The organism is Roseovarius tolerans, from assembly GCF_900109855.1.
Taxonomy (GTDB): domain Bacteria; phylum Pseudomonadota; class Alphaproteobacteria; order Rhodobacterales; family Rhodobacteraceae; genus Roseovarius; species Roseovarius tolerans.
This window is the reverse complement of the sequence record NZ_FOBO01000006.1, coordinates 51,205-70,252: the sequence shown is the minus strand read 5'-3', so window position 1 is coordinate 70,252 and position 19,048 is coordinate 51,205. Positions and strand designations below refer to the sequence as shown.

17 protein-coding genes and 1 tRNA gene are annotated in these 19,048 nt (G+C 63.5%); 8 read left to right on the top strand and 10 right to left on the bottom strand.

What is annotated here, in order from left to right; all coding sequences use genetic code 11:
* Positions 1-48 precede the first annotated feature (48 nt).
* The 8 genes from BMX04_RS07580 to BMX04_RS07545 all read right to left on the bottom strand — a co-directional run bounded on the left by BMX04_RS07580 (position 49) and on the right by BMX04_RS07545 (position 8,862).
* Positions 49-1,269 (bottom strand): phenylacetate--CoA ligase family protein, encoded by a 1,221-nt coding sequence (locus BMX04_RS07580; protein WP_074785684.1) that lies wholly within the window; start codon positions 1,267-1,269, stop codon positions 49-51.
* 42 nt (positions 1,270-1,311) lie between these two features.
* Entirely contained in the window at positions 1,312-2,136 is an 825-nt protein-coding gene (locus BMX04_RS07575; protein WP_050663375.1) for an ABC transporter ATP-binding protein, read from the bottom strand.
* 109 nt (positions 2,137-2,245) lie between these two features.
* Positions 2,246-3,532: an ABC transporter substrate-binding protein gene (locus tag BMX04_RS07570; protein WP_074785683.1), complete on the bottom strand. Its 1,287-nt coding sequence runs from the start codon at positions 3,530-3,532 to the stop codon at positions 2,246-2,248.
* Between the two features lie 78 nt (positions 3,533-3,610).
* Positions 3,611-4,687 carry a branched-chain amino acid ABC transporter permease gene (locus BMX04_RS07565; RefSeq protein ID WP_050663373.1) on the bottom strand — a complete coding sequence of 359 codons (1,077 nt, stop codon included), beginning with the start codon at positions 4,685-4,687 and terminating at the stop codon, positions 3,611-3,613.
* Between the two features lies 1 nt (position 4,688).
* The gene (locus BMX04_RS07560) at positions 4,689-4,943 is read right to left on the bottom strand and encodes a hypothetical protein (RefSeq protein ID WP_050663372.1); all 255 of its coding nucleotides are present in this window, start codon (positions 4,941-4,943) and stop codon (positions 4,689-4,691) included.
* Between the two features lie 84 nt (positions 4,944-5,027).
* Positions 5,028-6,017 carry a branched-chain amino acid ABC transporter permease gene (locus BMX04_RS07555; RefSeq protein WP_050663371.1) on the bottom strand — a complete coding sequence of 330 codons (990 nt, stop codon included), beginning with the start codon at positions 6,015-6,017 and terminating at the stop codon, positions 5,028-5,030.
* An 83-nt stretch (positions 6,018-6,100) separates the two neighbouring features.
* Positions 6,101-6,922, bottom strand: a complete 822-nt coding sequence (locus BMX04_RS07550; protein WP_050663370.1) for an ABC transporter ATP-binding protein — start codon at positions 6,920-6,922, stop codon at positions 6,101-6,103.
* Complete coding sequence (locus BMX04_RS07545; RefSeq protein WP_074785682.1) at positions 6,919-8,862, bottom strand: AMP-binding protein; 1,944 nt, start codon at positions 8,860-8,862, stop codon at positions 6,919-6,921. Before BMX04_RS07545 ends, BMX04_RS07550 begins: the two co-directional genes overlap by 4 nt.
* A 229-nt stretch (positions 8,863-9,091) precedes the next feature.
* On the opposite strand from BMX04_RS07545, the gene BMX04_RS07540 reads away from it, so the two are divergent.
* Complete coding sequence (locus tag BMX04_RS07540; protein WP_074785681.1) at positions 9,092-10,999, top strand: hybrid sensor histidine kinase/response regulator; 1,908 nt, start codon at positions 9,092-9,094, stop codon at positions 10,997-10,999.
* Positions 10,996-11,697 carry a response regulator transcription factor gene (locus BMX04_RS07535; protein WP_074785680.1) on the top strand — a complete coding sequence of 234 codons (702 nt, stop codon included), beginning with the start codon at positions 10,996-10,998 and terminating at the stop codon, positions 11,695-11,697. Before BMX04_RS07540 ends, BMX04_RS07535 begins: the two co-directional genes overlap by 4 nt.
* 89 nt (positions 11,698-11,786) lie before the next feature.
* On the opposite strand, the gene BMX04_RS07530 is transcribed toward BMX04_RS07535, so the two are convergent.
* Positions 11,787-12,983, bottom strand: coding sequence for a hydantoinase/carbamoylase family amidase (locus tag BMX04_RS07530; RefSeq protein WP_074785679.1), 1,197 nt, complete (start codon positions 12,981-12,983; stop codon positions 11,787-11,789).
* A gap of 269 nt (positions 12,984-13,252) precedes the next feature.
* On the opposite strand from BMX04_RS07530, the gene BMX04_RS07525 reads away from it, so the two are divergent.
* Positions 13,253-14,305, top strand: coding sequence for a DMT family transporter (locus BMX04_RS07525; RefSeq protein ID WP_074785678.1), 1,053 nt, complete (start codon positions 13,253-13,255; stop codon positions 14,303-14,305).
* 52 nt (positions 14,306-14,357) lie between these two features.
* On the opposite strand, the gene BMX04_RS07520 is transcribed toward BMX04_RS07525, so the two are convergent.
* Positions 14,358-14,432, bottom strand: a tRNA-Thr gene (locus BMX04_RS07520).
* An 84-nt stretch (positions 14,433-14,516) separates the two neighbouring features.
* On the opposite strand from BMX04_RS07520, the gene BMX04_RS19380 reads away from it, so the two are divergent.
* The 5 genes from BMX04_RS19380 to BMX04_RS07500 all read left to right on the top strand — a co-directional run bounded on the left by BMX04_RS19380 (position 14,517) and on the right by BMX04_RS07500 (position 19,018).
* Positions 14,517-14,684: a hypothetical protein gene (locus BMX04_RS19380; RefSeq protein ID WP_175477338.1), complete on the top strand. Its 168-nt coding sequence runs from the start codon at positions 14,517-14,519 to the stop codon at positions 14,682-14,684.
* Between the two features lie 5 nt (positions 14,685-14,689).
* Positions 14,690-15,958, top strand: a complete 1,269-nt coding sequence (gene murA / locus BMX04_RS07515) for a UDP-N-acetylglucosamine 1-carboxyvinyltransferase (RefSeq protein ID WP_074785677.1) — start codon at positions 14,690-14,692, stop codon at positions 15,956-15,958.
* The gene (locus BMX04_RS07510) at positions 15,955-16,425 is read left to right on the top strand and encodes a DUF2948 family protein (RefSeq protein ID WP_074785676.1); all 471 of its coding nucleotides are present in this window, start codon (positions 15,955-15,957) and stop codon (positions 16,423-16,425) included. The genes murA and BMX04_RS07510 overlap by 4 nt, the downstream gene beginning before the upstream one ends.
* Before the next feature lie 103 nt (positions 16,426-16,528).
* On the top strand, positions 16,529-17,830 hold the full coding sequence (hisD, locus tag BMX04_RS07505) for a histidinol dehydrogenase (RefSeq protein WP_074785675.1): 1,302 nt from the start codon (positions 16,529-16,531) through the stop codon (positions 17,828-17,830).
* A 141-nt stretch (positions 17,831-17,971) separates the two neighbouring features.
* Complete coding sequence (locus tag BMX04_RS07500; protein ID WP_050663361.1) at positions 17,972-19,018, top strand: rod shape-determining protein; 1,047 nt, start codon at positions 17,972-17,974, stop codon at positions 19,016-19,018.
* The last annotated feature ends 30 nt before the right edge of the window (positions 19,019-19,048 follow it).

Below are 19,048 nucleotides of genomic sequence, written 5' to 3'. Positions count from 1 at the left end.
ATCTTCAAAAGATCGCGGTCCGAAATCTTTTCAAGATTTCGGCCTACCTCACTCGTAGCTGCGCAGATCCTCGATCACCTTGCCGTCATTGGGCAGGCTGCCCGGCGGCACCACCTCGATCCGGCCCTTGAGCTTGAGCACCTCGCTCACCGCCCCGGCATAGTGATCGGCCTCACCGCCCGTGGCCTCGATCCGCACGGTCATCACATCCGCCTCGCCCTCGCGGCTGGCAATCACCCGGGCGCGCGAAATCGTATCGTGGCGCGCCACCAACGCCGCCACCTGTTCGGGGCGCACGAACATGCCCTTGATCTTGGTGGTCTGATCGGCACGGCCCATCCAGCCCTTGATGCGCATATTGCTACGGCCGCAGGGGCTTTCCCCCTCCATCACAGCACTCAGATCGCCGGTGGCGAACCGAATGAGCGGGTAATCGGGGTTGAGCGTGGTCACCACCACCTCGCCCACCTCGCCGGGGGCGACCGGATTGCCGGTGCCGGGGGTCACGATCTCGACGATTACGCCCTCGTCCACGATCATCCCCTCCTGCGCGGCGCTCTCATAGGCGATATTGCCCAGATCGGCGGTGGCATAGCATTGCAGGCATTGAATCCCGCGCTCCGCATATTCCGCGCGCAAGGACGGGAAGAGCGCACCGCCCCCCACCGCCGCCTTGGTGATCCTGAGGGCCAGCCCGATCTCCTCGGCCTTGTCGAGAATGACCTTCAGGTAATCGGGCGTGCCCGCATAGGCGGTGACGCCCACGTCATGCGCGGCGCGCGCCTGCAACTCGGTCTGGCCGGTTCCTGCGGGCAGCACCGCCGCCCCCACCGCCCGCGCGCCGTTCTCGAAAATCATGCCCGCAGGCGTCAGGTGATAGCCGAAACAATTCTGCACGATATCGCCACGCCCCACACCACAGGCATGCAGGAACCGGCCGACGCGCCACCAGTCATGGCTCACCCCGCCCGGCTCGTAGATCGGGCCGGGGGATTGGAAAATATGCGCAAAGCCCGAGGCAGGCAGACCGGTCAGCCCGCCGAACGGTGCCGCCGCACCCTGCGCCCGCCCCAGATCGGACTTGCGCAACACCGGCAACGCCGAGAGCGCCGCCGCATCGGTGATACGCTGCGGCTCCACCCCGTCCAAAGCCCCGCCATAGCCCGGCAATCCTTGCGCCCGCGCGATCTGCGCAGGCAGGTCACGCGCCAGCGCCTCGGCGCGGTCCGCCGCGCTGCGGGTCTCTTGGGCGTCGAAATAGTCGGTCATGCCATCATCCTCTGGCGGGGGTCTCGGGAAACGCGAACGGGCTCACGCCAGCCAACGCTTGCGGCGGCGATAGCTGCGCACATCGCGAAAGCTCTTGCGCCCCTCGTCCGACATGCCGAGATAGAATTCCTTGACGTCGGGGTTCTCGCGCAGGTCCTTGGCGGGCCCGTCCATCACCACCCGGCCCGACTCCAGAATATAGCCGTAATGCGCGAAGCGCAGCGCGACGTTGGTGTTCTGCTCGGCCAGCAGAAAGGTATAGCCCTGCTGCTCGTTGAGCGATTTCACGATGCCGAAAATCTGCTCCACCAGCTGCGGGGCCAGCCCCATCGACGGCTCATCCAGCAGGATCGTCTCGGGGCGGCTCATAAGTGCGCGCCCGATCGCCACCATCTGCTGCTCCCCGCCCGAGGTATAGCCCGCCTGTGACTTGCGGCGCTCTTTGAGGCGCGGAAAATAGTCGTAAACCATGTTCAGATCGGCATCGATCTCGCCCCGGCTCACGCCCCGCGTATAGGCCCCGGTCAGCAGGTTCTCCTCGACGGTCAGATGCTCGAAGCAATGCCGCCCCTCCATCACCTGCACCACGCCCTTTTTCACCAGATCCGAGGTCAGCAGATCCTGCACCCGCTCGCCGCGATAGTGGATCGTGCCCTTGGTCACCTCGCCGCGCTCGGATTTCAGCAGGTTCGAGATCGCCTTCAGCGTGGTGGTCTTGCCCGCCCCGTTGCCGCCCAGCAGTGCGGTGATCCCACCCTTCGGCACGCTCAGGCTCACGCCCTTGAGCACGAGGATCACGTGATTGTAGATCACCTCGATATTGTTGACCTCGAGAAGGGTCTCGTCACTCGGGCTTGCATCCAGCATCAAAGCTCTCCGTCGCAGACAGACAGGGACCGCCCCGTCTTCATCTTTCCAAAAATACTCAAGTGCCCCGGCCGCGGCATGCACCGCGACCGGGAGGAAATGATCCGGCTCAGCAGCCCGGCTCGATCCCGTTCTCCTCGGCGAACTGCGCCGAATCCTCGGCCACCAGCTTGCCGATGATCTCCTGATCCGATTGGTAATAGTCAGTGATCAGGGTGAACTCACCGGCTTCCGCATCCCACTGCGACACAGCACCAAAGCCGTTGCCACCGTGGTTCTCGCAGGACACCTTGAACTCGGGGCCGAAGTTCGGCAGGCCAAGGGCCGCCATCTTCTCTTCGGTCATCTCCAGGTTCTCCATGCCGTCGCGCATCTGGGCTGCACTGATCGCGGTCACGCCGTGCATCTCCTGCGCGGTCTTCACGGCCTCGGCTGCCAGCATCGCGGCATACATCCCCCGGTTATAGAGCACTGTGCCCACCTGATCGCCCGCACCCGCGGCCTTGCCGGTGTCCACGACATGCTCCTGAATATCCGCGTAAACCGGGTAATCGTCGCCGAGGTTGTGGAAGGTCAGCGCCTTGTAGCCATCGGCCCGGTCGCCCGCAGGCTTCACGTCATTCTCGGACCCCGACCACCAGATGCCGATGAACTGATCCATCGGAAAACGGATGTTCACGGCCTCCTGAATCGCGACCTGATTCATCACGCCCCAGCCCCACATGATCACGTTGTCGGGCTTCTCGCGACGGATTTGCAGCCATTGCGATTTCTGCTCCTGACCGGGATGGTCGACGGGCAGCAGCGTCAGCTCAAAGCCGTGCTTTTCGGCGAGGTTCTCCAGCGTGCGGATCGGCTCCTTGCCATAGGCCGAGTTGTGATAGACCAGCGCGATCTTGCGCCCCGAGATATCGCCGCCATTCTCGTTCAGGATATGGGTGATCGCGTGGCTCGCCCCGTCCCAGTAGTTGGCCGGATAGTTGAACACCCACTTGAAGACCTCACCATTCTTGGCCGAGGTGCGTCCGTAACCCATGGTATGAAGCGGGATACCATCGGCGGTCGCCTTGGGGATCAGCTGATAGGTGATGCCCGTCGAAAGCGGCTGATAGACCAGCGCGCCGTCGCCCGCGTTCTTGGTGGCCTCGTAGCACTCCACGCCCTTCTCGGTGTTATAGCCGGTCTCGCATTCGACGAGGTTGATCATCTCGCCGCCGATACCGCCGTCGCGCTCGTTGAGCAGGGTAAAGTAATCCTGATACCCATCCGAGAACGGGATACCGTTCGCGGCATAAGGCCCGGTGCGATAGCTCGTGTCGACGATGGTCAGCTCGGCCAGCGCCGGGCTTGCCGCCATCATGGCGACGGCCGCGGCCGTCATCAGTTTCTGTCTCATCGGTATTATCCTCCCTTGGTTTTTATCCGATGTCTCGTCTTGAACGCGGCCTCCCGCGCCCAATCCTGTTGCCCCGCCCTAATGCGGGAAGGGCCAAAGTCTCAGTTTCTCCTTGGCCACGCGCCACAGTTGCGCCAGGCCATGCGGTTCCGCGATCAGGAAGATGATGATCAGCCCCCCCACGATCATGAACTCCAGATGCGCCGCGAGGTCCGTGGGCCAGCCAAGCCCCCCCACCAGCGTGTTCTTCAAGAGAACCGGCAACAGCACCAGGAACGCCGCCCCGGCAAAGCTGCCGAAGATCGAGCCAAGGCCGCCGATGATCACCATGAAGAGCACAAGGAACGACTTGTTGATGCCGAACGCCTCGCCCACCTCGACGGCCCCGAGGTAGACCGCAAAGAACAGCGCCCCCGACAGCCCGACGAAAAAGCCCGACACGGCAAAGGCCGACAGCTTGGCCTTCAGCGGGTTCACCCCGATGATCTCGGCGGCGATATCCATGTCGCGAATGGCCATCCATTTGCGCCCCGCCATGCCGCGCGTCAGGTTACGCGCAATGATCGCCGAGGCGACGACGAAGACGAGGCAAAAGATGTAGGCCGCCCAGGGCGCGGTCTCCGCCCCGGTGACCGGGACACCGAACACGGTCCGCTCGGGCGCGTTGATCTGCCCCGAGGCCGAGTAGTTGTAGAACCACCCCACACGGTTGAAGATCCACACCAGAAAGAACTGCGCCGCCAAGGTCGCCACGGCCAGGTAGAACCCCTTGATCCGCAAGCTTGGCAGACCAAAGAGCACGCAGACCCCCGCCGTGATCCCACCCGCGAGGATGACGTGGAAAAAGATGCTGACCTCGGGAAACGCGACCATCAGCTTGTAGACCGCATAAGCCCCCACCGCCATGAACCCGCCGGTACCAAGGCTCACCTGCCCGCAATAGCCCACAAGGATATTGAGGCCGATGGCTGCGATCGAATAGATCAGGAACGGCAGGAAGACCGCGTTCACCCAATAGTCATTGATGACGAAGGGCACCACGGCAAAGGCCAAGACAAGAACCACATAATAGCGGTAGCGGTCGAACTTGATCGGAAAGGTCTGGCTGTCGTCGGTATAGGAGGTCTTGAAATCCCCTGCTTCACGGTAAAACATTTCAGAGCACCTCCCCATGAATCTCGTCGTCGTCGCGCTTTTCCGCGCGGTTGGCGGGCTTGGCATAGCCCGTCGCCTCGGTGTGGCGCACCAGCCAGAAATAGGCCAGCATGCCCACCCCGCCGCCAAGCGCGGCCAGCACGGCGGCAATCACCATCTGCCCGCTCTGATCGGGCCCTGCGCTGAACGCCAGATACCCGAAGGACCAGAACCCGGCCCAGGCCACCACATTGGCAATCGCAATCAGCTTTTGCATCTCACCGCCTCCCGCATCGAAGGTAGGCCTGGGTGGGCGGGTGTCGTGGCGCGCAGCGACACGCGGTCGCCCGCACGGCTCTTGTCAAACGCGCTCAATGATCTTCTCCCCAAACAGGCCCTGCGGCCGGAACACCAGAAAGACGAGCGCCAGCACATAGGCGAACCAGATTTCCGTGGCTCCGCCCAGATAGGGCGCGCCAATCAGGAACTCGAACAGCTTTTCACCGACCCCGATGATCAGCCCGCCGACAATGGCACCGGGGATCGAGGTGAACCCGCCCAGCATCAGCACCGGCAGCGCCTTGAGCGCGATCAGCGACAGCGAGAACTGCACCCCCGATTTGGTGCCCCACATGATGCCCGCGACCAACGCCACAAAACCGGCCAGCGACCAGACCATCACCCAGATGAACTTGAGCGAGATACCCACCGACAGCGCCGCCTGATGGTCGTCCGCCACCGCGCGCATCGCCCGGCCATGCTTGGAGAACTGCGCAAAGAGCACCAGCGCGATCACCAGCAGCGCCGCCACCAGCGTGGCCCACAGATCGAGATTGTCGATGAAGAAGCCATAGCCGAAGATGTTGTAGGTTACCTCGTCGATGGCACTGTTGATGCCCTGCGGCAGGCCGACATCCAGTTTCTTGATGTCAGAGCCCCACATCATGTCCCCGAACCCTTCGAGGAAATAGGCCAGACCAATCGTGGCCATGAAGAGGATGATAGGCTCCTGCCCGACAAGATGGCGAAAGATGAACTGATTGACCGCCCAGGCCAGCGCCACCATGACCACCATAGTCAGCAGGATCGCGCCCAGCGCCGGCACGTTCCATCCGAAATAATGCACATCGGTGCCGAAGACCGCGTTGATCAGGTGACTGAACGGCACCTGCCCCTCCATGATCCCGACGAGCGTCAAGGCCGCGAAGAGCGCGAGCACGCCCTGCGCGAAATTGAAGATGCCCGAGGCCTTGAAGATCAGCACGAAGCCGAGCGCCACCAGCGCATAGAGCACCCCGGCCATGAGCCCGTTCAGGAACACTTCCATTCCCCAGATAAACTGCTCAGGCATGGCGCAAGCCTCCGTTTTTCGTGTTGCTCTGCGGCACCGACGCAATACCGACGCGATACCGACATGTTACCGACGTGGAAAAATCAGTCATGCGCCACCCCCAGATAGGCGTCGATCACCGCCTGATTCTGGCGCACCTCGTCGGGCGAGCCATCGCCGATCTTCTTGCCATAATCCATCACGACCACCCGGTCGCTGAGGTCCATGACCACGCCCATGTCATGCTCGATCAGGGCAATCGTGGTCCCGAATTCGTCATTCACATCAAGGATAAAGCGGCTCATGTCCTCCTTTTCCTCGACGTTCATCCCCGCCATCGGCTCGTCCAGCAGCAGGATCGACGGCTCCGCCGCCAGCGCCCGCGCCAGCTCCACCCGCTTCTTGAGACCGTAAGGCAGCCGCCCCACCGGGGTCTTGCGGATATGCTGAATTTCCAGAAAATCTATTATCTTTTCAACGACTTCTCGGTTCTCGACCTCTTCGCGTTCGGCCTTTCCCTTCCAGATCGCCTGTGACAGCAGCCCTGCGCTCATCTGCCGGATACGGCCCGTCATCACGTTGTCGAGCACCGTCATCCCCTCAAACAGCGCGATATTCTGAAAGGTACGCGCGATGCCCTGCTGCGCCACCTCGTAGGGCTTCATCGTCGGACGCTTCGCGCCCTTGTACCAGACCTCACCCTCCTGCGGATGATAGAATCCGCTGATCACGTTGAGCATCGAGGATTTGCCAGCCCCGTTGGGCCCGATAATGGCCCGGATCTCGCCCTCGCGGATGTCGAAACTGATATCCTGGATCGCCACCACCCCACCGAAGCGCAGCGTGATGTTTCTCATCTCCATCACCACCGCGCCGATCTTGCGACCGTCCTCGGTGGTGTATCCGTCAGGTGTCATATCGTTCATTCCGCCGCCACCTTTATTGTCTCGACCGGCACCACCGCCGCGTCGCGGATCTGGAGCGTGGCGCTGATCGCGCCCTTGCGCCCGTCCTCATATGTGACCTCGGTCGTGGTAAAAATCTCACTCGATCCATCATAGAGCGCGCCCAGAAGATCCTCGAACTTCTCGGAAATCACGCCCCGCCGCACCTTGCGCGTGCGGGTCATCTCGCCGTCATCGGCATCGAGTTCCTTGTGCAGCACGAGGAAGCGATGCACCTGGCAATGGCTCAGCATCGGGTCATCGGCGAGGCTGCGATTGACCTCCTCCACATGGCTCTGGATCATGTCGAGCACACGCGGGTTTCCGGCCAGTTCCTGATAGGACGCATAGCCGATATTGTTGCGCTCCGCCCAGTTGCCGACCGCCGTCAGGTCGATATTGATAAAGGCGCTGCACTGTTCGCGCTGATGCCCGAACACCACGGCCTCAAGGATATTGGGATAGAACTTGAGCTTGTTCTCGACGTATTTCGGCGCGAACATCTGCCCGTCGGCCATCTTGCCGACATCCTTGGCGCGGTCGATGATCCGCAGGTGGCCAGAGCCGTCCTCGAAAAAGCCCGCGTCGCCAGTGGCAACCCAACCCTCTGAATCCTTGGTCTTTTTGGTGCTCTCCTCGTTTTTGTAATAATACTCGAACGTCCCCGGCCCGCGATAGAACACCTCGCCGGTGTCGCTGATGCGGATCTCCACGCCCGGTGCGGGCACGCCCACCGTGTCGGATCGAACCTCGCCATCGGGTTGCAGCGTGATGAACACCGATGCCTCGGTCTGGCCGTAAAGCTGTTTCAGGTTGATGCCGAGCGAGCGGTAGAAATCAAAGATTTCCGGCCCGATCGCCTCACCGGCAGTATAGCCTACGCGCACCCGGCCAAGCCCGAGCGTATCCTTGAGCGGGCCATAGATGAAGAGGTTGCCAAGCGCATATTTCAGCCGGTCCATCCCGCCCACGGGCTTGCCATCAAGGATCGCCGGGCCCACCCGGCGCGCATGCGCCATGAAGCGATCGAACAGCCATTTCTTGAGCTTTCCCGAATCCTCCATCCGGATCATCACGTTGGTCAACTGCGTCTCGAACACCCGCGGTGGGGCAAAGTAATAGGTCGGCCCGATCTCGCGCAGGTCGGTCTGCATGGTCTCGGGGCTCTCGGGGCAGTTGACGCAGAAGCCGCACCAATAGGCCTGCCCGATGGAAAAGATGAAATCGCCGACCCAGGCCATCGGCAGATAGGCCAGCACCTCTTCATCGCGGGTCAGCTTGTCAAATTCCGACGAGGATTTCGACGCCTCGATGATGTTGCGATTGCTCAGCACCACGCCTTTGGGCTTGCCGGTGGTGCCCGAGGTATAGAGCATCACGCAGACGCTGTCATAGGTCAGCTTTTCGCGCCGCGCCTTGAGATCCTCGATCCATTCATAATAGGCCGCGCGGCCCTGCTCCTGGATGTCGATATAGCGGTGCAGCTTGTGATGGTCGTATTTGCGCAGGCCCCGAGGATCCACATAGATCATGTGCTCAAGCTGATGCAGCCCCTCCTGCACCTCGATCAGCTTGTCGACCTGCTCCTGATCCTGCACGATGGCAAAGCGCGCTCCGCAATGGTCCATCACATAGGCCATCTCATCGGCGGCGGCATCCTGATAAAGCGGCACGGGGATCGCCCCCACCGATTGCGCGGCAACCATGGACCAGTAGAAATGCGGCCTGTTGCGGCCGATGATGGCGATGAAATCACCCTCGTTCACGCCCAGATTGATAAGCCCGAGCGCAAGCGACTCGATCTCTTTCTCGGCCTCGGCCCAGGTCCAGCATTGCCAGATGCCGTATTCCTTTTCGCGGTAGGCGGGTTTATCGCCAAACCGCGTGGCGTTACGTTGCAAGAGCGCCGGAACGGAATCCATCCCGTCCGTCGCCTGTGACGGCTGTGCCAAATTTTATCCTCCCAATTGTCCGATCAACGGACATCCGACCGCCTTGGGGCGATTCTCCTCTCCTCAAAGGGTGCGGGAAACACGCTCGCCGTCAACTTTTTCCTGAACATTTCGCAATCCTTACGAATTGTAACAGGCGCATATACAGCCTTTGCCACCGCCCCCTCCGGTGCTAGCCAAGGATCAGGAGGAAAGATGGATGAGCCCCAACCACGCCGATCGTGACGCCATGACCATGGCCGGGCTGAACCTCATTCAGCAGGCGCTCACCATCTATGACCGCGATCTGCGCCTCGCCGTCTGCAACCGGCGCTTTCAGGAAATGTTCGCCCTGCCCGATTGGCTCGTGACGCCGGGGGCCGATTTCTCCGATACGATCCGCTATCTCGCGACACGCGGCGATTACGGCGATGTGGGCGATGTGGACGCTTTCGTCGCCACCCGGGTCGAGATCGCCCGCGCCTTCGAGCCGCATTACATGGAACGGACCCGCGCCAATGGCCGCACGATCAGCGTCGAGGGCACGCCGCTGCCGCAGGGCGGCTGGGTCACGGTCTACACCGACATCACCCGCACCAAGCGGCAGGAGGCGCTGCTGCGCGCCCGTTCCGAGGAATTGTCGGATCAGCTGCTCAGCTATTCCGAGGATCTCTCGGCGGCCAACCGAGAGCTCGAGGCAACGATCACCGCACTGGAAGAAGCCAAGCGCCAGATTTCCGAGGCCGAGGCCCGCACGCGGCTGACCGCCGAGATGATGCCCGCACATATCGCGCATGTCGGCCCCGATCACCGCTATACCTATTCCAACCGGCGCTTGACCTCGGTGATGCCCGGCTCGCGCGCCGATCTGATCGGGGTTCATGCCGCCGAGGTTCTGGGACCGCAGCCTTGGTCTGTGATCGGCCCGGAACTGGACAAGGCCTATGCCGGGCAGGCGTCGGTCTTCGAATTCACCCACGAGCCAAGTTCGCGCCGCATCCGCGTGGCGCTCACTCCCGATCATTCCAGCGGCGGCGTCTATATCCTGTCGATGGACATCACCGAGGAAAGCCAGACCCGCGCCGCCTTGCAACAGACCCGGCGCCGCGAGATGGCGGCACAACTGACCAGTGGTTTGGCGCATGATTTCTCGAACCTTCTGACGATCATATTGGGCATGCAGTCGCGGCTTGGCCGGATGGGCCTGCCGGAAGAGGCGCGCACGCTGATCGACGCCACTCTTGCCGCAGCCCGGCGCGGCGGCGGGCTGCTCAACCGCATCGCCGACATGACCGGCCCGCGCGAGCATGAACCCGTGCCAACCGATCTCGCGGCCTTTCTGAGCGATCTGGAAACACTGGCCCGCTCGGCCCTGCCCTCGGGCGTGACCCTGCGGATCACACGCGAAGATACCGAGAACCGCTACCTGCTCGATGCGGGCATGTTGCAGGATTCACTGCTCAATCTCATCCTGAACGCACGTGATGCCTGTGGCGGCGGCGGCGAAATCACCCTCACAGCCCGCGCGCTGCAGGAAATATGGCTTGAATTCGTGCTCGACGATACCGGGCCCGGCTTCAGCCCCGAGGCGATCCGCCACGCGCTCGATCCGTTCTTCACCACCAAGGGCGGCGAGGGCTCGGGGCTGGGCCTGTCGATGGTCTATGACATGACCAAGCTGGCGGGCGGGCGCATCATCCTCGGCAATACCGACACCGGCGGGCGCGTGGCCCTGCGCCTGCCGTTGCGCCCGGCGGGTGACGCACGCCCCCCCGGCCTCGTGCTGCTGGTCGAGGACAGCCCCGACCTGCGCAGCGCCCTGCGCGGCATGCTGCGCGGCGCGGGCCATAGCGTGATCGAGGCGACCAGCGTGGAAGAGGCGACAACGCTGATCGCCGACCTGCCCGAGATATCCGCCGTGCTGTCGGATATCGTGCTGGAAGGCGACCGCACCGGGCTCGATCTGGCCTCGGTGGTGCGCGGGCCCGATTGCCCGCTGGTGCTGATGACATCCCTGCCGCCCGACGATCCGCTGCACCGCGCCGCCGCAGGGCGCGTGCCGGTGCTGCGCAAACCGTTCACCGCAGCCCAGCTTGACGCCGCCCTGAATGCCGGAGACCGACCATGACAGCCCCACTTGTCACCATTCTCGACGACGAACCGGCGATCCGGACAATGCTGGCCGATGCGCTGACCGAGGCCGGGTTTCGCACCATGGCCTTTGGCCGCGCCACCGAATTCGAGGCCGCGCTGCGGCAGGCCAATCCCGATGTCTGCCTCGTCGATCTCTCGCTGCCCGACCGCGACGGGCTGACCCTCGTGCATCGCCTCGCACTCGAACAGGGTGCCACGGTGATCATCATCTCAGGCCGCGCGCAGGTGCAGGACCGAGTGACCGGTCTGGAACTGGGGGCCGACGACTATATCATAAAGCCGTTCGACCCGGCGGAAGTGGTGGCCCGCATCCGCGCCCGGCTGCGTCGCGGCACACCCAGCCCGCAGACCGGCGAGGTGGCGCGCTTCAACGGCTGGACCGCGCATTTCGACCGTTATGTCCTAGAGGATGAGAGCGGCACGGAAACCCCCTTTTCCCATGCCGAGGGCGAGGTGCTGCGGCTCTTTCTCGAACGCCCCAAGCGGTTGATTTCCCGGCATGCGATGCAGGAGGCGCTTGGCGGGGCGGCGGGCGAAAGCTTTGACCGCGCCATGGACGTACGCATCTCGCGCCTGCGCACCAAGCTGCGCGAAGACCCCAAGAACCCGCGCCTGATCAAGACGATCTACGGCGCGGGCTATATCTTTTTGGGTGATGTCGGGTGGGGGTGACGTGCTTCCGTCATCCTCGGGCCTGACCCGAGGGTCTCCAGCCGCAAGAGATCGTCCGGTCGAGCCAGACGATGACGCGGCCTAAATGCTCAAAGCCGCGCCGCAGCCCCCGCCAACACCTCCAGCCCGGCCACCAGATCGGCCTCGGCGGTGTCCTCGGCAAAGGCGTGGCTGATCCCGTCGATCGAGGGCACAAACAGCATCGCCGCAGGCATCAGCCGCGAGACATTAGTCGCATCGTGCAGCGCGCCCGACTGCATCTGCCGCCAGCCGCCCGGCACCACGGCCTCGGCACTGTCGCAAAGCGCCGCACGCAAACTCCCATCCATCGGCACCGGCTCCAGCCCCAGCATGTCGCCAAGACTCAGGCCAAGGCCCATGTCTTGCGCCACCTCTGCAGCGGTGTCGCGAATGATCCCCTCCATCCGGCGCAGACGGTCCGCGTCGCCGTCGCGCCACTGCATCGAAAACACCGCCTGCCCCGGCACGATGGAATGCGCGTCCGGATGCAGCCGCACATGGCCGATGGTCCAGACCGTCTGCGGCGTGACGACGTTACGGAACCGCTCATTGATCAGGCTGTTGAACCGCGCCACCCCCTGAAACGCATCGCGCCGCAGGTGCATCGGCGTGGTGCCCGCGTGGTTCTGCTGGCCCTCCAGCGTGATCCGCATGTCGCGGATGCCAACGATATCGGTCACGACCCCGACCGCCTCGCCCGCCTGTTCCAGCCACGGGCCCTGCTCGATATGCATTTCCAGAAAGCCGGTGAAGCGCGCAGGATCAATGAAATCGCCCGCCAGATGCGCCATGCCCGCGCGCGACTCGGCGAAACTCACGCCCTCGCGGTCGGTCTGCCGGTCGGCGTCTTCAAGGCTCAGGTTGCCCGACCAGATCGCGCTGCCAGTAGTGACGCCAAAGCGCCCTTCTTCATCCTGAAAGGACACCACCGAGACAGGCGGCCCGCCCGCCTCGACGCTGGCGCGCGCAATCTCCAGCCCCGCGATGACGCCAAGCGCCCCGTCGAGCCAGCCACCCTCGGGCTGGCTGTCGCTGTGACTGCCGATCAGCAGCGATTTGCCCTCAGCCAGCCCGAACAGACTGCCCACCGGATCGAACTGCGGGATAAGGCCCGCTGCGCGCATTTCCCCGGCCAGCCATTCCCGCGCGGCGATATCGGGCGCGCTGAAGGCCGGGCGCACCACGCCCTTGCCCACCCCCGCCGCGCCGAACTCGCGCAGCCGGTGAAGATCGGCCAGAAATCTCTCGGGGTTCACGGTGATCATCGCTGTCCTCTTGCATTGCTTCATGCAGGGTACAGGCCTGCGCGTCAGGGGCAATGGGCCAATTCACTCCCAAAGCCCCCTAGTCCCAGCGCAAAGATGCAGCCGCCTCGGCGCGCTTTCGATGGACATATCCCGGTTTTTCCGTAGCATCTGTCGGAACTGTCAGCCCACCCGAGGAAATGTGATGGGCTGTGTGCGACGCGACACTTGTTATTCAGCGGCACGGGGCAAAGTTATTCTCAAAGCATTTACAAAAAAGGGATCGGACCATGAGCAACGTCGAGACGACACCGCGTCCGGAAATGTCCAAGGCGATGCTGGGGGCCGGGCTGGTCTGGCTGGCGGTGCTTGTCTATGCGTCGTCGAATTCCATCGTCTCCTTGCTGGCGGATATCGGCAGGCAACACCCCATCATGGGCCGCAACGCCGTGACCTTGTGCAATCTGCTATTTCTAGGGTCCCTGATATCGCTTATTCCAATGGTGTTCATGTTCTACAAGGACTGGACCCTCGACAATCTTGGCAAGCTGACACGCCGGGACTGGAGCATCCTGTCTCTGTCCGCGCTTCTGTCGTCAGCCGTGACGCCCGCGCTGTTCTTTATCGCTCTCGATTATACGACCGTGACCAACGTCGTGCTGATCGGTCGGATCGAGCCGCCGCTCTTTTTGCTCACCGCATTCCTTCTGCTTGGCGAAAAGCTCGATCCCTGGGCGTTCTCGGCGGGTTTGATCGCGCTGATCGGTGCACTCGTGATGCTTCTCATGAACGACGGCGGCGCCCGCTTCTCGTTTGGAAAAGGCGAGATCGCCACCGTCTTCGCCACATTGTCTTTTATCGCCTCGACCATCGTCAGCCGGGTCGGACTTAAAGGCATACCGCTTGGATTATTCTCGATCTACCGAACGGTCCTGGGCACGATCATCTACTATTTCCTCGCCATCTATCTTTACGGAGCGCTGCACTTTCAGGACATTTTCTCTGCAATCGTCTGGAAATGGGTATGGGTCTACGCGGTGATCGTCATCATCGTGGGGCAGTTTGCCTGGACGCTCGGCCTGAAATACGCCCGAGCTGGGGATATCTCTCTTGCGACATCCTTTTCCCCTCTGGCCGCGCTCGTGATCGCGATGCTGCTGCTTGGCGAGTCTCCCGGCGCGGGACTGATCCCGGGCGGGCTGATCATTCTTTCCGGCATTGGCATCGGTCAGTTTGGCCGCATCCGCCACCAACGCGCAGAGCAGCGCGCGATCAAGGCCCGAGATATGGCACTCGACGACGCGCTCGAACACGAGGGACGGGTCAACTTCAAGGGCGCCTGAGACCTCGTACCGATCAAGGGCACACCCAGGCGTTTAAGTTTCGGGACGTAAATGGTGCTGCTGGGGAGGATTGAACTCCCGACCTCACCCTTACCAAGGGTGCGCTCTACCACTGAGCTACAGCAGCACGTGGCGCGCTGATTAGACGCTAATGCCCCCTCGCGCAAGGGGTAACTGGACGGTTTTTGATGGCTCCTGTAAGACGGGCGGCATGAACAAGAAAACCACACCGGACACGCCCGCGAAAAAGGGCCAGAGCCGCGAGGACAGGCTCAAATCGGCGTTGAAGGCCAATCTCGCACGGCGTAAGGCGCAGATGCGCGCACGCGGTGCGGATGAGGCAGGCAAGCCGGAAACCGGTGGCAAGGACAAAGGGTAGAGCAGATGGATTCGATCGTCGTCACGGGCAATGGCCCTCTCAAGGGGCAGATCCCGATTGCGGGGGCCAAGAACGCCTGCCTCACGCTGATGCCCGCAACACTGCTCAGCGAAGAGCCGCTGACCCTGACCAACGCGCCGCGCCTGTCGGACATCAAGACGATGAGCACGCTCCTGCAATCGCTCGGGGCGGAGGTCACGCAGATGCAGGGCGGCAAGGTGCTGGCGCTGTCGTCGCACGCGCTCGACAATCACGTCGCCGACTATGACATCGTGCGCAAGATGCGCGCCTCGATCCTCGTGCTCGGGCCCATGCTGGCGCGCGCCGGGCATGCGGTCGTGTCGCTGCCCGGCGGCTGTGCCATCGGCGCGCGGCCCGTCGATCTGCACCTCAAGGCGCTGGAGGCCATGGGCGCGGAACTCGACCTGCGCGAGGGCTATGTCCATGCCAAGGCCCCCGGCGGCCTCAGGGGCGGCACCTTCGAGTTTCCCATCGTCTCGGTCGGGGCCACGGAAAACGCGCTGATGGCGGCGACGCTGGCCAAGGGCACGACCGTGCTGAAGAACGCCGCGCGCGAACCCGAGATCGTGGATCTGGCGCAATGCCTGCGCCGCATGGGTGCACAGATCGAGGGCGCGGGCACATCGACAATCACCATTCAGGGCGTCGACCGTCTGGGCGGAGCGACGCATCCCGTGGTGCCTGACCGGATCGAACTGGGCACCTATATGCTGGCCCCGGCGATCTGTGGTGGCGAGGTCGAATGCCTCGGTGGGCGGATCGACCTTGTGCAGGCGTTCTGCGAGCGGCTCAATGCCGCCGGTGTCTCGGTGGAGGAAACCGAACACGGCCTCAAGGTGAGCCGTCAGAATGGCCGCGTGCGGGCCGTTGACGTGATCACCGAACCCTTCCCCGGCTTTCCCACCGACCTGCAGGCGCAGATGATGGCGCTGATGTGCACCGCCGAAGGCACCTCGGTGCTCGAAGAGCGGATTTTCGAGAACCGCTTCATGCATGCGCCGGAACTGATGCGCATGGGGGCAAGAATCGACGTGCAGGGCGGCACCGCGACCGTCACCGGCGTCGAACACCTCAAGGGCGCGCCGGTGATGGCCACGGATCTGCGCGCCAGCGTGTCGCTGATCCTCGCAGGGCTGGCAGCCGAGGGCGAGACGGTGGTCAACCGGGTCTATCATCTCGATCGCGGGTATGAGAGCGTCGAGGAGAAACTCGGCAATGTCGGTGCGAAGATCGAAAGGATCAGCGGCCAATGACCGAAGACGCCAAATTCGAAGACGGGCGCGAGACCCCGCTCAATCTGGGTGCGTTCGATGTCGATGATCTGCAGGTGATCTCCAGCCTCGCGCAGGATGCGGTCTTTCCGATCACCGAAATGACCTGGCGACCGGGCGCGCGGCGCTTCGGCCTGCTGCTCAACCGCTTTCGCTGGGAAGATCAGGGTCGCGAGCGCCACGCGCCCGAACGGGTGCAATCGGTGCTGGTCGTCGAGAACGTGCTGCGCGTCGCCAGCCAAGGCATCGACCGGGGTGATCCCGACACGATCCTGTCGCTGATGTCGGTCAGCTTCGAGCCGACCGGCGACGGCACCGTCCATCTGCTGCTGACGCTTGCAGGCGATGGCGCGATCCGGCTCGAGATCGAGGCGCTCGAGGTCACGCTCAAGGATGTCACGCGCCCCTATCGCGCGCCTTCGGGAAAGGTGCCCCGCCACGACGCCTGATACCTGTGGCAGGCGACGGTATTTGAGTATTCTCGCCAAGAAGAAACCCGGGACTTGAGACACAGCCCCCCGCCCGCTATCTGCCTTGTCGAAAGGACCTGCCATGCCGATCACGCTCGACGCCACCACCGCTGATTTCGAGGCGCAGTTCACGGCGCTGCTGAGCGCCAAGCGCGAGGACAGCCCAGACGTGGACGACACCGTCGCCGCGATCATCAAGGATGTGCGCGCGCGCGGCGATGCCGCCGTGATCGAACTTACCGCGAGGTTCGACCGGCTGGAGCTGACGCCGGAAACCTTGCGCTTTTCGCCCGAAGAGGTGGCGGCCCTGATCGCGCAGGTGCCTGACGCCGAACGTGACGCACTCGAACTCGCCGCCGCCCGCATCCGGGACTATCACGAACGCCAACTGCCCGAGGATGCAAGCTGGACCGAGGAAAGCGGCGCGAGCCTTGGATGGCGCTGGACGCCGGTGGGTTCGGCGGGGCTTTATGTGCCGGGAGGCCTTGCCTCCTACCCATCCTCGGTGCTGATGAACGCGATCCCGGCCAAGGTGGCGGGGGTGGAGCGGCTGGCCATCGTCGTGCCGACGCCGGACGGCAAGGCCAATCCGCTGGTGCTGCTGGCCGCGCAGATCGCGGGGGTGGACGAAATCTATCGCATCGGCGGCGCGCAAGCGGTGGCGGCGCTTGCCTATGGCACCGAGAGCATCGCCCCGGTGGACAAGATCACCGGGCCGGGCAACGCCTTTGTGGCGGCGGCCAAGCGGAGGGTGTTCGGTAAGGTGGGCATCGACATGATCGCAGGCCCCTCCGAGATCCTGGTGATCGCTGACAAGGGACAGAACCCAGACTGGATCGCGCTCGATATGCTGAGCCAGGCCGAACATGACGAGAGCGCGCAGGCCATCCTGATCACCGACGATGCAGGGCTGGCGCGCGATGTGGAGGCGGCCATCGAACGCCATCTGCAAACGCTGGAACGGCGCGCCATCGCCGGGGCCAGCTGGCGCGATTTCGGCGCGATCATAACGGTGCCCGATCTCGATACCGCCGCCGCGCTCAGCAACCGCATCGCGCCAGAGCATCTGGAGCTTTGCGTAAGCGACCCGGACGCGCTGAGCCAGCAAATCACCCATGCCGGCGCGATCTTTCTCGGGGCCTGGACGCCCGAGGCCATCGGCGATTACGTGGGCGGGCCCAATCACGTGCTGCCCACCGCCCGCTCGGCGCGGTTCTCGTCGGGCCTGTCGGTGATGGATTTCCTCAAACGCACCACGCTGGCCAAGATGACGCCAGAGGCCCTGCGCGCCATCGGCCCCGCCGCCGAGACGCTGGCCCGCTCAGAGAGCCTTGAGGCGCACGGATTGTCGGTGCGCGCACGGCTTGATCATCTCAACGGGTGAGACCGGATGTGGCGGTTTGGTGCTTACAGGATTGAAACAGCCCCTTTCGCCCGTGCAGGCCGCCAACTATAAGGAAATCCGGCCCCCGACCGCCCGAGTCGCGGGGCAAATCTTCATTGGGGCGACAGGACAGTTACGTAAATGGCAATCTTTGACAGAATTCCCAGTCTCTTTTCATCGGACATGGCGATCGACCTGGGAACGGCGAATACGCTGGTCTATGTCAAGGGGCGCGGCATCGTCCTGTCGGAACCCTCGGTGGTGGCCTACCACATCAAGGACGGTGTCAAGAAGGTGCTTGCCGTTGGCGAGGATGCCAAGCTGATGCTCGGCCGCACACCCGGAAGCATCGAGGCCATCCGCCCGATGCGCGAGGGTGTGATCGCCGATTTCGACACCGCCGAGGCGATGATCAAGCATTTCATCCGCAAGGTGCACAAGCGTTCGACCTTCTCCAAGCCCAAGATCATCGTCTGCGTGCCCCACGGCGCGACCCCGGTCGAGAAACGCGCGATTCGCCAGTCGGTGCTGTCCGCCGGTGCCCGCCGCGCGGGCCTGATCGCCGAACCGATTGCGGCGGCGATCGGCGCGGGCATGCCGATCACCGATCCGACCGGCAACATGGTCGTCGATATCGGCGGCGGCACCACCGAGGTGGCGGTGCTGTCGCTTGGTGATATCGTCTATGCCCGCTCGGTTCGGGTCGGCGGCGACCGGATGGACGAGGCGATCATCAGCTATCTGCGGCGTCAGCAGAACCTGCTCGTCGGCGAGGCCACGGCGGAACGCATCAAGACCTCGATCGGCACCGCGCGGATGCCCGATGACGGGCGCGGCACCTCCATTCAGGTACGCGGGCGCGACCTGCTCAACGGGGTGCCGAAAGAGACCGAGATCAGTCAGGCGCAGGTAGCCGAGGCGCTCGCCGAACCGGTACAGCAGATCTGCGAGGCGGTGATGACCGCACTCGAGGCAACGCCGCCCGATCTTGCCGCCGATATCGTCGATCGGGGCGTGATGCTGACGGGCGGCGGCGCGCTGTTGGGCGATCTCGATCTGGCCCTGCGCGAGCAGACCGGGCTGGCAGTGTCGATCGCCGATGACAGCCTCAATTGCGTGGCCCTCGGAACGGGCAAGGCGCTCGAATTCGAGAAACAGCTGCGCCACGCGATTGACTACGACAGTTAACCCGCCCACCTTTTAGAGCAAAAGGGGGAC